We start from the raw sequence: 15,496 nt of genomic DNA on the forward strand, positions 1-15,496 counted from the left end.
CGGGGGGCGCGGGGGCGCGGCGCGGGTGCCCGGCGCCCCCGGGCGCGCGGGCACCGCGCTCCCCCCCGCCCCCCCCCCGCCACGGCCGGGCCCCCGAGGATGCGGGCCCCCGAGGGCGCGGGAAGCCGCGGACGGGGAGGCCGGCGGGCCGGCCGGGCTCGGGGTCCGGCCGGCCCGCCGGCCGCGTCAGGGTGGTTCCGGGCGGTGCGCTACGCCTCCTCGGCGAGCAGTGCCTCGACCTCCTCGTCGGAGAGCCCCGCGATCTCGGCCTCGACCGCCCGTTCGACGGCCTCCGCCTGGAGGGCGACGGTCGGCGCCTCGAAGAGCAGGCGCAGCGGCAGCTCGACCGCGAACGCCCGGCGCAGCTGGGCCAGCACCCTGGTGGCGAGCAGCGAGTGCCCGCCGAGGTCGAAGAACCCGTCGTGCACGCCGATCCGGTCGAGGCCCAGGACCTCGCCCCAGATCCGCGCGACGACCTCCTCCGCGGCGGTGCCGGGGGCGAGGTAGCCGTGCTCCAGCTGCGGGCGGCCCGCCTCGGGGGCCGGGAGGGCCTTGCGGTCCACCTTCTTGCTGCTGGTGAGCGGCAGTTCGGGCAGTTCCACCCAGAGCGAGGGGATCATGTACTCGGGGAGCCGGTCGCCCAGGTAGGCGCGCAGGGCCGCGATGTCCGGGGCCGTGCCGTCACCGGTGACGAGGTAGGCCACCAGTCGGCGGTCGCCGGGCCGCACGTCCCGGGCCACCACGGCGACCGCGCGGACCAGGGGGTGCCGGGCGAGCGCCGCCTCGATCTCGCCGAGCTCGATCCGGAACCCGCGGATCTTGACCTGCTGGTCGATCCGGCCGAGGAACTCGATGACCCCGTCGGCCGCGTAGCGGACCAGGTCGCCGGTGCGGTACAGGCGGCCGGGCTCGGGCGAGAACGGGTCGGGCACGAAGCGCTCGGCGGTCAGCGCGGGCCTGCGGTGGTAGCCGCGGGCGACCCGGACCCCGCCGAGGTAGAGCTCGCCCGGCACCCCGACCGGCACCGGGTTGAGGTCGGGGTCGAGGACGTACGCCGTGGTGCCGGGCACCGGGCGGCCGATCGGCAGCGTGGACTCCCCGCGGGCGCCCGGGAGTGCGCCGGCGACGGGGTGCAGCACACAGGTCACGGTGGCCTCGGTGGGGCCGTAGTTGCACAGGAAACGGGCGGGCAGGCCGGTGGCGGCCCAGTGCCGGGCGTCGTCCACCGTGACCACGTCGCTGCCGACGTTCATCAGCCGCAGCCGCTCCAGCCGTCGGTCGCCCGGCACGAGGCCGGCGGCCAGCTCGCGGTAGTAGGCCGGGGTGATCTCCATGATCGTGACCCGGTACTCGGCCAGCCGGTCCGCCAGCTCGGCCGGGCTCCAGAACAGCGGATCGCTCACCACCACGGTCGCCCCGGCCAGCAGGGTGGCCGCCATCTGGTCCATCGCCACGTCGAAGGTGAGCGCCGACAGCAGCACCACGCGGTCGTCGGCGCCGATGTCGTACGCCTCGGCGATGACCTCGCAGTGGTGGGCGTAGGAGCCGTGCTGGATCAGCACGCCCTTGGGCTGCCCGGTGGATCCCGACGTGTAGATGACGTACGCGAGTCGGTCCGGGTCGACGGTCACCGCCGGGGCCGTGGTGGGCCGTCGGGCCAAAAGGTCGGCGTCGCCGTCCAGGCTGATCACCGTCGCCCGCCCGCCGGCCAGGCGGTCGGCGAAGCGGCTGTGCGTCAGCACCGTCGAGGCCCCGGCGTCCTCCAGCATGAAGGCGAGCCGCTCGGCGGGGTGCTCGGGGTCGAACGGCACGTAGCAGCCGCCGGCCTTCAGCACGCCGAGCAGGGCGACCACGACATCCGGCCCGCGCTCCAGGCAGACCCCGACCACGCTCTCCGGGCCGACCCCGGACGCCCGCAGGTGGTGCGCCAACTGGTTGGCCCGGGCGTCGAGTTCGCCGTAGGTGAGGCGACGCTCGGGCCGGCCGGCGTAGACCACCGCGAGCGCGTCGGGCTGCGCGGCGGCCCGCGCCGCGAAGAGCTCGGGCACGCAGGCCCGGGGCTGCCCGGCCGGGGTGCCGCGCCAGTCGGTGAGCAACTGCCGCCGCTCCGTCCCGGTCAGCATCTCCAGCTCGCCGATCCGGGCGTCCGGCGCGCCGACGGCGCTGCGCACCAGCTGCAGGTAGTGCTGGGCCATCCGTTCCACGGTGGACCGGTCGAACAGCGCGGTGGAGTACTCGAAGGCGCACGAGAGCGTGCCGTCGGGCTGCTCCTCGAAGGTGACGGTGAGGTCGAACTTGGCGACCCGCCAGTCGGCCGGCAGCTCCTCGACGTCGACGTCGTCGATCTCCAGCGGGCTCTGCCGGGTGTGCAGCAGCTCGAACATCACCTGGAAGAGCGGGTTGCGGGACAGGTCGCGGTCGGGGCGCAGCTCGTCGACCAGCCGCTCGAACGGCAGGTCCTGGTGGGCGTAGGCCTGGACGGCGTCGGCCCGGACCCGGTCGAGCAGTTCGGCGAAGGTCGGCGCCCCCGAGAGGTCGGCCCGCAGGACGACGGTGTTGACGAACAGGCCGGCCAGGTCCTCTGTCTCGGCGCGGGTGCGGCCGGCCACCGGGGTGCCGACCGCGAGGTCGCTCTGACCGCTGTAGCGGGCCAGCAGCACGTGGAACGCGGCCAGCAGGACCATGAAGGAGGTCGCCGAGCGGGCCCGGCCCACGGCGGCGACCGCCGCGCCGAGGTCGGCGGGCACCTCGACGTGGAGCAGTTCGCCGCGCGGGTCGCGCACCGCGGGGCGCGGCCGGTCGGTCGGCAGCTCCAGCGGCTGGAGGCCGGTCAGGTGCTCCTTCCAGTAGTCCAGTTGGGCGGCGACCACCGGCTCGGCCAGCCGGTCGCGCTGCCAGGCGGCGAAGTCGGCGTACTGCACGGCGGGCGCGGCTTCCGGCAGCGGGAGGCCGGCCGTGAAGCTGCGGTAGAACCGCCCGATCTCGCCGGTGACCACCTCCATCGACCAGGCGTCGGTGGCGATGTGGTGGAAGGTCAGGGCGAGGATCCACTCCTCGGCGGCGGTGCGCAGCAGCGCGGCCCGCACCGGCGGCTCGCGGTCGAGCTCGAACGGCCGGCCGGTCTCCCGGGCGAGCAGCTCGTGCACGTCCCGCTCGGCCTGGCCGCGCAGGTCCTGCGCGGCCAGGCCGAGCGGGCGCGGCGGGTCGACCACCTGCACGGGCACCCCGTCCACCTCGGTGTACCGGGTGCGCAGCACCTCGTGCCGGGCCACCACCTGGTCCAGGGCCCGGGCCAGCGCCTGCTCGTCCAGCCGGCCGGTGAGCCGCAGCACGGCCGGCACCAGGTACTCGGCGCTGCCGGGCTCCAGCCGGTCGAGGAACCAGAGGCGCTGCTGCGCCGAGGAGAGCGGCAGCGGGCCGGTCCTGGGGGCGGGGGTGATCGGCGGCAGCTCGACGCCCCGGTAGCCGGTCTCGATCAGCTCGGCCAGCCGGGCGGGTGTGCGCAGGGCGAAGACCTGGGCGAGCGGCAGCTCGACGCCCAGCGCGTCGCGCAGCCGGAAGGCGACCCGGGTGGCGAGCAGCGAGTGCCCGCCGAGGGCGAAGAAGTCGTCCCGGGCGCCGACCCGTTCCAGTCCCAGGACCTCGGCGAAGACCGCGGCCAGGGTCTGCTCGACGGGGGAGCGCGGGGCGACGTACGCGCCCGCGGCCTCGGAGCGTGCGGGGTCGGGCGCGGGCAGCGCCGCGCGGTCGACCTTGCCGCTGGCGGTCAGCGGGAGCGCGTCCAGCAGGACGAAGGCGGAGGGGACCATCGCCTCCGGGAGCCGGCCCGCCAGGTGCGAGCGCAGCCGCTGCGGGTCGAGCACCGCCGCCGCCTCGGGCACGACGTGCGCGATCAGCCGGTGGTCCCCGTCGTCGCGGCGTTGCACGCCCACCACGGCCGCGGCGACGCCCGGGTGGGTGCACAGGACGCCCTCGACCTCGCCCGGTTCGATCCGCACACCGCGGACCTTGAGCTGGCCGTCGATGCGGCCCAGGTACTCCAGCCGGCCGTCGGCGTGCCACCGCGCGCGGTCCCCGGTGCGGTAGAGCCGCTCGCCCGGCTGCTGCGGGAAGGGGCTGGGGGCGAACCGTTCGGCGGTCAGCCCGGGGCGGCCCAGGTAGCCGCGGGCGAGTCCGACGCCGACGACGCACAGTTCGCCGGGGACGCCGACCGGGCAGAGGTTGTCGTCCCGGTCGAGGACCAGGATCCGCAGGTTGTCCAGCGGTCGGCCGATGGAGACGGTCCGGGCGCGGTCATCGGCCCGGTAGCGCCAGGCGGTCACGTCGATCGAGCACTCGGTGGGCCCGTAGGTGTTGTACAGCTCGACCTTCACCCGGCTGAGCAGCTTCTCGCAGAGGCGGGCCGGCAGCGGTTCGCCGGCGCAGAACACCAGGCGCAGGCTGGTGCACTCGGCGAGGCCCGGCTGGTCCACCAGGGTGCTCAGGACCGACGGCACGAGCTGCAGCACGGTGACGCCGTGCTCGGCCACCGCCCGGAGCATCGCGGCCGGGTCGCGGTGGGCGCCGTCGGGGGCCAGCACGATGGTGGCGCCGCACACCAGCGGTGCCAGGAACTCCCACATCGCCGCGTCGAAGCCGATCGTGGTCTTCTGCAGGATCCGGTCGCCGGCCGAGAGGCCGTGCCGCTCGACGGTCCACAGCACGCGGTTGCGGATCCCCTCGTGGGGCACCAGCACGCCCTTGGGCAGGCCGGTCGAACCGGAGGTGTAGACGGCGTACGCGGCGCCGGCCGGGTCGACCCGCGGCAGGTCGACGGTGTCGGAGCCGTCGGGGAAGGCCGGCTCCCCGCCGTCGAGGACGACGTCGGCCGGGAACTGCGGCAGGTCGTGCGAGGCGTCGGCGATCAGCAGGGCGGCCGCGCTGTCCCGCAGCAGGTGCTCGCGGCGGGCCGCCGGGTGCTCGGGGTCGACCGGGACGTAGACCGAGCCGGCCTTGAGGACCGCGAGCAGCGCGGTGACCAGGTCCGGGCCGCGGCGCAGGGACACCGCCACCGGCACCTCGGGGCCGGCGCCCAGCTCGACCAGCCGGCGGGCCAGGCGGTCGGCCCGCCGGTCGAGCGCGCCGTACGTCACCTCCTCGGTGCCGAAGACCACCGCGGTCGCTTCGGGAGTGGCGGCGGCCTGCTCGGCGAAGAGCTCGTGCAGGCAGCGGTCGGGACGCGGGACCACCGGGCCGAGGCCGGCCTCGTCGAGGCGGTCGCGCTCGGCGGCGTCCAGCAGGTCGAAGCGGGCGAGCGGGCGCCCGGGGTCGGCGGCGAGGCCCGCCAGCAGCCGGCCGTAGTGGTCCGCCAGCCGCTGCACGCTCTCGCGTTCGAACAGGGCGGTGGCGTACTGCAGGGAGCCGGAGAGGGTGCCGTCCTCGTGTTCCAGCACGTGCAGGGTCAGGTCGAAGGCCGCGCCCGCCCCCGGCGTGGGGACGACCCGCACCTGGAGGCCGGGCAGCGTGAACGGCCGGGCGGCGGCGTTCTGCAGCGCGAAGGAGACCTGGAAGAGGGGGTTGCGGGAGAGGTCCCGGTCCGGCGCCAGTTCGTCCACCAGGCGCTCGAACGGGACCTCCTGGTGGGTGAAGGCGTCCAGCGCCGACTCCCGCACCTGGGCCAGCAGGTCGAGGAAGGACGGGTCGCCGGACAGGTCGGCCCGCATCACCAGGGTGTTGGTGAAGAAGCCGACCAGCTCCTCCACCTCCACCAGGGACCGGCCCGCCACCGGCGTGCCCACGGCGACGTCCGTCCGGCCGGTGTGCCGGGCCAGCAGGGCCTGGAAGGCCGCGAGCAGCACCATGAACGGCGTCGCGCGGTGGGCCCGCGCCAGCCGTTCGACCGCCGCGACCAGCTCGGGGGCGAGCGCGAAGTCCACGCTGTCGCCCGCCGCGTCCCAGACCGCCGGCCGCGGCCGGTCCGTCGGCAGGTCCAGCGGCGCCAGCCCGGCGAGCCGGTCGTGCCAGTACGCCAGGTCCTCGGCCAGCCGGTCGCCGGACAGGTACTCGCGCTGCCAGTCCGCGAAGTCCGCGTACTGCACCGGGAGCGGCTCCGGAACCGGTGCCCCGCCGCCGGTGAACGCGCCGTAGAAGGCGTCCAGCTCCCGGGCCAGGACGCCCCAGGACCAGCCGTCGAAGGCGATGTGGTGCACCACCAGCAGCAGCAGGTGCTCCTCGGCGGACAGCCGGAGCAGGGTCAGGCGCAGCGGCAGCTCGGTGGCCAGGTCGAACGGACGGCGGATCCCCCGCTCGACGACCGCGCGGGCCTCGGCCTCCCGCTCCTCCGGCCGGATGTACGTCAGATCGAGCCGCGACAAGGGCACTTCGGCGTGCTCGGCGATCTCCTGTACGGGTACGCCCTGGGCCGCCGGGTACCGGGTCCGCAGCACCTCGTGCCGGTCCAGCACCGCCTGCGCCGCCCGGGTCAGTGCCCCGGTGTCCAGCGGCCCGGTGATCCGCAGCACGAGCGGCAGCAGGTAGTCCGCCGCCCCCGGTCGCAACTGGTCGATGAACCAGAGCCGTTCCTGGGCGAAGGACGTCGGGCAGTGCACCGGCTGCCCCTGCGCAGCCCCGTCCGCCACGTCGGCCTCCGGGCCGAAACCACCGTTCACCTGCCACCTCCCACAGAGCGCCACGTCGGCGTGCGGTCAGCCTGCCGAGGATCCGGCGGTGCCCGGTAGAGAGGGACCGGCAGACCTGCGCGCCGCACGACTGCGCACTCCGCCGTCGGTTCTTCTCTGTGGCCGCCGAGCCGGCCTGCGGCACGCTGTGCTGCGACAGAGCCGGACACCGAGGGCCGGTCGAGCAGTGCGGGAGGACAGCGGGATGGCTGACGAGAACACCGACGAGCGCACCTACTGCGTGGTCCGCAACGACGAGGAGCAGTACTCGATCTGGCTCGCGGACCGGGAGCTTCCGCTCGGCTGGTACCGGGAGGGCTTCGAGGGCCCCCGGCAGGCCTGCCTGGACCACATCGACGAGGTGTGGACGGACATGCGCCCGCTGAGCCTGCGCCGCCGCATGGAGCAGGCGAGCCAGGCCTGATGGGCGAGCGAAGCGAGCACGTGCCGCTGCCCGACCTCTCGTTGCACCAGCGGGTCGCGCAGCACGCGGCCGCCGCGCCGCAGGCCGTCGCGGTGGAGTGCGCCGGCGAGCGGCTGACCTACGCCGAACTGGACGCCCGGGCGAACCAGGTGGCCCACCTGCTGGGCGAGCACGGCGTCGGCCGCGGTGACCCGGTGGCGGTCTGCGCGGGGCGTGACATCGAGGTGGTGGTCGCACTGCTCGGCGTGCTCAAGGCCGGCGGCTACTACGTGCCGCTGGACCCGGAGTACCCGGCGGAGCGGCTGGCGTTCATGGCCGCCGACTCCGGGGCCCGGATCCTGCTGGTCCAGCCGGAGTCGGCGCACCGCTTCGACGCCGTCCCGGGCCTGCACGCCGTCCCGATGGCGAAGGGCCCGGTGGCGCCCGGCCGCCCGACCACCCCGCCGCCGGTCGCCACCCACCCGGACGACCTCGCGTACCTGATGTACACCTCCGGTTCGACGGGCCGGCCCAAGGGGGTCGGCATCACGCACCGGAACGTGCTGCGGCTGGTGCACGGGGTCGACTACGTCGACCTCGACGCCGGGCAGGTGGTGCTGATGCTCGCTTCGCTCTCCTTCGACGCCTCGACCTTCGAGATCTGGGGCCCGTTGGCCAACGGCGCCAGGCTGGCCGTCCTGCCGCAGGGCATCCCCACCGGCGAGACGATCGAGCGGGCCGTCCGCGACCACGGCGTGACCCTGCTGATGCTCACCAGCGGGCTGTTCCAGCACGTGGTGCGCACCCGCCCCGACGCCCTGGCCCCGGTCCGCCACGTCCTCGTGGTCGGCGACGTGGCACCGCCCGCCGAGGTGCGGGCCCTGATCGAACTCGGCGTCGAGGTCAGCAACGGCTACGGGCCCACCGAGTGCACGACGTTCAGCTGCGTCCGGCGCGGCATCACCCCGGCCGAGACGGCCGGCAGCATCCCGATCGGCGCCGCCATCACCAACACCACCGCGTACGTCGTCGACGACCGGGGCCGGCGCACCCCGCCCGGCACCGAGGGCGAACTGCTGATCGGCGGCCCGGGCGTGGGCCTCGGCTACCTCGGGCGGCCCGCCCTCACCGCCGAGCGCTTCGTACCGGACCCGTTCGGCACCACGCGGGGCGGCCGGCTGTACCGGACCGGCGACCTGGTGGTCCGTCAGGACGACGGCCTGTTCAGGTTCCTGGGCCGACGCGACCAGCAGGTGAAGATCCTCGGGCACCGGGTGGAACCCGGCGAGATCGAGGCGGCGCTGAGCAACCACCCCGAACTCGCCGCGGCGGCGGTCGCCGTGCGGCCGACCGCCGCCGGGGGCAAGCAACTGGTCGGCTACGTCGTCCCCGCCGGCGACGCGGCGCCCACCGGCGCGCAGCTGCGGGCGTACCTGGGCGAGCGGCTGCCGGACTACCTGGTGCCGACCGCCTGGGTCACGCTCGCCGCCCTGCCGCTCACACCGAACGGCAAGGTGGACCGGGCGGCCCTGCCGGACCCGGCCGCGGGCGGGCGCGGACCGGTGACGGCGGCCAGGACGCCGCTGGAGGAGTCCGTGGCCGAGATCTGGACCGAGCTGCTCGGCGTGGACCCGATCGACGTGCACGACGACTTCTTCACCCTGGGCGGCCAGTCGCTGCTGGCCACCCAGGTCGTCGCCCGACTCCAGGAGCGGTTCCCGGTCGCGCTGCCCGTGCGCGCCGTGTTCGATGCGCCCACGGTCGAGCGGCTGGCCGCCCTGGTGCACCGGGCGATCACCGAGCATGTCGAGCAACTGACGGATTCCGAGGTGGAGTTGATGTTGTCGCAGGTGCGTGAGGGATGAGCACAGTGCCGAACCGGCGTGCGCCGGGGAGTTCCGGGGACCAGCGGCAGGCGCTGCTGGACAGCCTCCTGCGCGGCGCCGCCGGCCCCGCGCGCGCCTCCGCGGCGATCGGTCCCGCACCGCGCGACCGGCAGCTGCCCCTCTCCTTCGCCCAGCAGCGGCTCTGGACCCTGGAGCAGCTGCGCCCCGGCACCGCCGAGTACGTGGTGCCCCTCGGCTGGGAGCTGCACGGGCCGCTGGACGTCCCGGCGCTGCGCCGGGCCCTGCGCGAGCTGGTCGAGCGGCACGAGGTGCTGCGCACCCGCTACCGGGAGGACGACCACCGGCCGGTCCAGGTGGTGGACCCGGCCGCCGAGCCGGACTTCGAGGAGCTGGACCTCAGCGGCCTGAGCCCCGACGAACGCCCGGCGCGGACGGCGGAGGCGATCGAGCGCGAGGCCAGGACGCCGTTCGACCTGGCCGAGCGCTGGCCACTGCGGGCCCGGCTGGTGCGGGTCGCCCCGGACCACCACGTGCTGGCCCTGGCCCTGCACCACATCGCCGTCGACGGCTGGTCGGTCGGCGTGCTCGCCCGTGAACTCGGCGCGCTGTACTCGGCGTTCGCCACCGGCTCGGCGGCCCCGTTGGAGCCGCTGCCGGTGCAGTACGCCGACTTCGCGGCCTGGCAGCGCGGCGAACAGGCCGGCCCGGCGACCGGGCAGCTGCCGTACTGGCGGTCCCGGCTCGCGGGTGCGACCGCGACCGCCCTGACCACCGACCGGCGCCGCCCCCCGGTCTTCGACCCGGCCGGCGCCACCCTGCCGTTCACCGTACCGGCCCGCACGGCGCGGGCCCTGGCGGAGCTCGGGCGCTCGCGCGGCGCGACGCCGTTCATGGTGCTGCTGGCCGCGTTCCAGGTCCTGCTGGCCCGGCACACCGGCCGGACGGACATCGTGGTGGGCACGCCGGTGGCCGGGCGCACCAGGGCCGAGGTGCAGGGCCTGGTCGGCTTCTTCGTCAACACCCTGGTGATGCGCACCGACCTGTCCGGCGACCCGTCCTTCCTGGCCGCCGTGGACCGCGTGCGGGAGACCGCGCTGGACGCCCTCGCCCACCAGGAGGTCCCGTTCGAGCGGCTGGTGGACGAGCTGGCGCCGGAGCGGGACCCCTCCCGCAACCCGCTGTTCCAGATCATGTTCGCGCTGAACAACACCGACCCCGCGGAGTTCGACGGCACGGACCTGCGGGCCACCGAACTCGCCACGCCCTGGCACGGATCCCGGTTCGACCTGACGCTGCACCTGACCGAGCAGCCCGACGGCTCGCTGCGCGGGGTCGTCGAGTACGCGACGGCGCTGTTCGGCCCGGAGCGGATGGCGGCGCTCGCGCAGCACTTCGCCACCCTGCTCGAAGGGCTGGCCGGCGACCCGAGGACGACGCTGCACGAGGCGCCGCTGGCGTCGGCCGGCGAGCTGGAGCTGCTGGCCGGGTTCAACGACACGGCGGTGGAGTACCCGCAGGACGGGCTGCTGCACGGGCTGGTCGAGGAGCAGGCGGAGCGCTCCCCGGACGCGGTGGCGGTGCGCTTCGAGGGCCGTGAGCTGACGTACGCGCAGCTGGACGCGGCGGCCGCGCGGGTGGCCCGGCGGTTGCGGGCGACGGGTGTCGGCCCGGAGTCGGTCGTCGGGGTGTGCCTGCACCGCAGCCTGGAGCTGCCGGTGGCGCTGCTGGGCGTGCTCAAGGCCGGCGGGGCGTACCTGCCCCTGGACCCGGGGTACCCGGCGCAGCGGCTGGCCCACATGCTCGCGGACTCCGGCACCCCGGTCGTGATCACCACCGCCGAGCTGGCGGCCGGCCTGCCCGGGCACGATGCCCGGACCGTGCTCGTCGACGAGGCCCAGGGCGACGAACCCCAGGCCCAGGAGGTCGAGGCCGACGAGGGCGCGGACCGGCCGTCCCCGGCCGTGCCGGTGGACCCGGACAACCCGGCCTACGTGATCTACACCTCCGGCTCCACCGGCCTGCCCAAGGGCGTGGTCGTCACCCACCGCGGCATCGTCAACCGGCTGCGCTGGATGCAGGACGCCTACCGGCTCGACCGGGACGACCGGGTCCTGCAGAAGACGCCCTACAGCTTCGACGTCTCGGTGTGGGAGTTCTTCTGGCCGCTGGCCACCGGGGCGACGCTGGTGCTCGCCCGCCCGGACGGGCACCGCGACCCCGGCTACCTCGCCGAGACCATCACCGGCGAGCGGATCACCACCACCCACTTCGTCCCCGCCATGCTGCGGCTCCTCCTCGACACCCTGCCGACCGGCAGCGCGCTCACCCCGCTGCGCCGGGTCCTGTGCAGCGGCGAGGCCCTGCCCGACGACCTCGCCGACGCCTTCCACCACCACCCGGCGATCCGGCACGCCGAACTCCACAACCTCTACGGCCCCACCGAGGCGTCCGTCGACGTCACCGCCACCCCCTGCCCGCCGGGGCAGCCGGTGACCATCGGCCGTCCCATCGCCAACACCCGCACCCACGTCCTCGACCAGGACCTCACCCCCCAACCACTCCACCTCGCCGGCCAACTCGCCCTCGCCGGCGTGCAACTCGCCCGCGGCTACCTGGGCCGCCCCGCCCTCACCGCCGAACGCTTCGTCCCCGACCCCGACCCGCGCCACCCCGGCACCCGCCTCTACCTCACCGGCGACCAGGCCCACCACAACCCCGACGGCACCCTCACCTACCACGGCCGCACCGACCACCAGGTGAAACTCCACGGCCACCGCATCGAGCTCGGCGAGATCGAGACCGCCCTGCGCAGCCACCCCGCCGTCAGCCAGGCCGTCGTCACCGTCCACCAGGACCACCTCACCGCGTACACCGTCACCGCCCCCGAGAGCGCCCCGCCCGCCCCGGCCCGGCTGCGCGACCACCTCGCCGCCACCCTGCCCGCCCACATGCTCCCCACCCACTACCGCGCCCTCGACGCCCTCCCGCTCACCCCGAGCGGCAAGATCGACCGCAACGCCCTCCCGGCACCGGACCCGACACCGGTCGACGCGGCGAACCACACCCCGCCGAGCACCCCGCTCCAGCACCTGATCGTCCGCAGCTGGGCCGAGGCCCTCGGCATCGAGCCGCACCTGATCGGCGTCCACGCCGGCTTCTTCGCGCTCGGCGGCGACTCGATCCGGGCCATCGGCGCGGTCGGCCGCCTGCGCGGCGCCGGGCTCGACATCGCCGTCCAGGACGTCTTCCGGCACCAGACGGTCGCCCGGCTCGCCGAGGCCGTCGCCCCGCGCGGCGCCGGCGCGGAGCAGGCCGGGACGGCTCCCTTCGAGCTGCTCGCCGAGGCCGACCTCGACCGCCTCCCGGCCGGGATGGCAGACGCCTACCCGCTGTCGCTCGCCCAGGCCGGCATGGTCTACGAGATGCTCGCGGGCGCAGACCGGGGCGTCTACCGGACCAACCTGAGCCACCCGGTCCGCGACGACGGCGCGTTCTCGCCGGACGCCCTGCGCGCCGCCGCGGCCCTCCTGGTGGAACGCCACGAGATCCTGCGCACCTCCGTCGACCTGTCCTCGTTCTCCGAGCCGCTGCAGCTGGTGCACCCCACCGCGACGATCCCGGTCTCCCACGTCGACCTGCGACAGCTGGGCGCGGCGGAGCAGCGGGCCGAACTCGCCGCGGCCGTCGCCCGCGACCGGCTGGCGCCGTTCGACCTGGCCGTGCCGGGCCAACTGCGGTTGGTGGCCTACCAGCTGGACGAGCGGCACTGGCAGCTGTCGGTCAGCAACGGCCACGCCCTGCTGGACGGCTGGAGCCAGAGCTCGCTGGTCGGCGAACTGCTCGGCTACTACCGGGCCCTCCGGGACGGCCGGGATCCGGCGCCGGCCGCCCCGCCCGCGGCCCGGTTCGCCGACGCGATCGCCCTGGAGAAGCGGGCCCTGGCGTCCGCGGCGGACCAGGAGTTCTGGCGTGAGCGGGTCGCCCGGTACGCCCCGCTGGCGCTCCCGCAGGCCTGGGCGAGCCCGCCCGGCGCGGCGGACGACGGGGGTTCGAAGACGGGCCCCGGGACGGACGAGGTGGCCAGGGTCGACTTCCGCGACCTGCTGCCGCAGCTGCGCGCGGTGGCGCAGGACGCCGGGGTGCCGCTGAAGAGCGTCCTGCTGGCCGCGCACCTCACGGTGCTGGGCATGATCAGGGGCGGCACCGGGAGCCCGATCGCCTTCCGGACCGGCCTGGTCTGCAACGTGCGGCCGGAGACGGTCGACGGCGACCAGGCGCGCGGCATGTTCCTCAACACCGTGCCCTTCGGGCTGACGCTGGACGCCCCGAGCTGGACCGAGCTGGCCCGCGCGGTGTTCGCCGAGGAGACCGCCCTGTGGCCGCACCGGCACTACCCGCTGCCCGCCATGCAGCGGGCCTGGGGCCAGGGGACGCCGCTGGTGGACGTCTTCTTCAACCACACGGACCTGACGGTGGTCGACGGCGAGTCCATCGGACTGGACGAGGTCGGGGAGCGCACGGCGAACGAGTTCGGCCTCTCGGTCTCCACCGTCGCGGACGGCTTCGTGCTGGAGGCCGGCGCGGAGCGGGTCGGCCGGGCCGAACTCGACCTGCTGGCCCGGACGTACCGGCACGTCCTGGTCGGCCTGGCCGCCGACCCGCAGGCCGACCCGCGCCGCACCGCGCTGCCCGAGCCGGACCGCCGCACGCTGCTGGAGCGCTGGAACACCGAGCCGCCGGCCGCTGTCGGCCGCAGCCTCGTCGCGCTGTTCGAGGAGCAGGCGGCCCGCACCCCGGACGGCGTGGCCGTGATCTCCTCCGGCGACCGGCTGACCTACCGGCAGCTGGCCGAGCAGGTCGCCCGGCTGGCCGGACACCTGCGGGAGCGCGGGCTGGGCCCGGGCGCGACGGCGGCGGTCTTCCTGGAGCGCGGTCCGGAGCTGCTGGTCGCCCTGCTGGCCGTGCTCGCCTCGGGCGCCGCCTACGTGCCGCTGGACCCGGACCACCCGGCCGAGCGGAACGCCTTCGTGCTCGCCGACACCGCCGCCTCGGTGATCGTCACCCGGACCGGCCCGGCGGAGCGGCTCTCCGCCCTGCCGCCGGCCGCCGGCGGCCCGGTCACCGTGCTGCTCGACGCGGACCGGGAGGCGATCGCCCGGCAGAGCCCGGCGTTCGCCGGGCCGCAGCTCGACCGGGACGCCCTCGCGTACGTCATCTACACCTCCGGCTCCACCGGCCGGCCCAAGGGTGTGATGATCACGCACGGCGGCCTGGCCGACTTCCTGACCGCGATGCTCGACCTGCCCGGACTGCGCCCCGGCGCGCCGGTGGCCGCGCTGACCACGGTGTCCTTCGACCCCTCCGTCCTGGAGCTCTACCTGCCGCTGCTGGTCGGCGCCCCGGTGGTGCTCGCGACCGCGGAGGAGGTCAGGGACCCGCTGCGGATGGCCGCGCTGATCACCGCCACCGCCCCCGCGATCGTCCAGTCCACCCCGGTCACCCTGCGGATGCTGCTGGACAGCGGCTGGTCGGCCCCGGCCGGGCTGGTGGTGCTGTGCGGCGGCGAGCGGCTGCCCGTCGAGCTGGCCCGCCGGCTCGCCGCCGACGGCGCCCGGGTGCTGGACCTGTACGGCCCCACCGAGACCACCGTGTGGACCACCGTGACCCGGCTGCGCGCGGACGGCACCCCGGAGCAGTGGTCGCCGGTGCCCGGCACCGTCCTGTACGTCCTGGACGGCGGGCTGGAGCCGGTGCCGGTCGGGGTCCCGGGCGAGATCTGCCTCGGCGGCGCCGGCCTGGCCAGGGGCTACCTCAACCGACCCGGTGTCACGGCGCAGGCCTTCGTGCCCGACCCGCACGGCCGGGAGCCCGGGGCCAGGCTCTACCGCACCGGCGACCTCGGCCGCCGCCACCCCGACGGCCGGGTCGAGCTGCTCGGCCGGGCCGACCACCAGGTAAAGATCCGCGGCCACCGGATCGAGCCCGGTGAGATCGAGGCGGTGCTGCTGGGCTGCCCGGAGGTGCGGGCCGCGGTCGTGCACCCGGTCGCGTCGGGCACCGGGGAGGCGGAACTGGTCGCCTACCTGGAGCCGTTCCCCGGCGCCACGCCGCCGGACAGCGGCGAGCTGCGCGACCTGGTGGGCCGGCTGGTCCCGGACTACATGATCCCGGCGGCCTTCGTCGTGCTGGACGCGCTGCCGCTCACCCCGAGCGGAAAGGTCGACCGGGGCAGGCTTCCCGCCCCGGCCCCGGCCGCCCGCACCGGCGAGTACCTGGCACCGCGGACCGAGCAGGAACGGACCGTCGCCGGCGCATGGTGCGAGGTGCTCGGCGTCGAGCGCGTCGGAGTGCACGACAACTTCTTCGACCTGGGCGGCCACTCCCTGCTGGCCACCCGCATCGCGCTGCGGCTGCGCGACGCGACCGGGCTGGACGTACCGGTCCGCGCCCTGTTCGACCGCTCCACCGTCGCCGCGCTGGCCGCCGCGCTGCCCCAGTACGCCGAGCGCCCGACCCGGGAGACGCCCCGGCTGGTCGCCGGCCGCCGGTTCCGGCGACAGTCCGCCCCCTGACATCCGGTCACCCCACCA

At 75.6% G+C, this 15,496-nt stretch carries 4 protein-coding genes; 3 read left to right on the top strand and 1 reads right to left on the bottom strand.

The window, feature by feature from the left end:
- Window positions 1-209 precede the first annotated feature (209 nt).
- Window positions 210-6,647 carry a non-ribosomal peptide synthetase gene (locus ABT048_RS26445; RefSeq protein WP_350523992.1) on the bottom strand — a complete coding sequence of 2,146 codons (6,438 nt, stop codon included), beginning with the start codon at window positions 6,645-6,647 and terminating at the stop codon, window positions 210-212.
- Between the two features lie 214 nt (window positions 6,648-6,861).
- Here ABT048_RS26445 and ABT048_RS26450 point away from each other — a divergent pair, with 214 nt between their 5' ends.
- Genes ABT048_RS26450 through ABT048_RS26460 form a run of 3 tightly spaced genes read left to right on the top strand, consistent with a single transcriptional unit; the run spans window position 6,862 to window position 15,478 of the window.
- On the top strand, window positions 6,862-7,080 hold the full coding sequence (locus ABT048_RS26450) for an MbtH family protein (protein ID WP_350523993.1): 219 nt from the start codon (window positions 6,862-6,864) through the stop codon (window positions 7,078-7,080).
- On the top strand, window positions 7,080-8,924 hold the full coding sequence (locus tag ABT048_RS26455; protein WP_350523994.1) for an amino acid adenylation domain-containing protein: 1,845 nt from the start codon (window positions 7,080-7,082) through the stop codon (window positions 8,922-8,924). The genes ABT048_RS26450 and ABT048_RS26455 overlap by 1 nt, the downstream gene beginning before the upstream one ends.
- Entirely contained in the window at window positions 8,921-15,478 is a 6,558-nt protein-coding gene (locus ABT048_RS26460; RefSeq protein WP_350523995.1) for a non-ribosomal peptide synthetase, read from the top strand. Before ABT048_RS26455 ends, ABT048_RS26460 begins: the two co-directional genes overlap by 4 nt.
- The last annotated feature ends 18 nt before the right edge of the window (window positions 15,479-15,496 follow it).

Source organism: Kitasatospora sp. NPDC096140, from assembly GCF_040303045.1.
Classification (GTDB): Bacteria; Actinomycetota; Actinomycetes; order Streptomycetales; family Streptomycetaceae; genus Kitasatospora.

Coding starts and splice junctions, on each gene's coding strand:
- ABT048_RS26450 (WP_350523993.1), top strand. CDS start 6,862: ATGGCTGACGAGAACACCGACGAGCGCACCTACTGCGTGGTCCGCAAC.
- ABT048_RS26455 (WP_350523994.1), top strand. CDS start 7,080: ATGGGCGAGCGAAGCGAGCACGTGCCGCTGCCCGACCTCTCGTTGCAC.
- ABT048_RS26460 (WP_350523995.1), top strand. CDS start 8,921: ATGAGCACAGTGCCGAACCGGCGTGCGCCGGGGAGTTCCGGGGACCAG.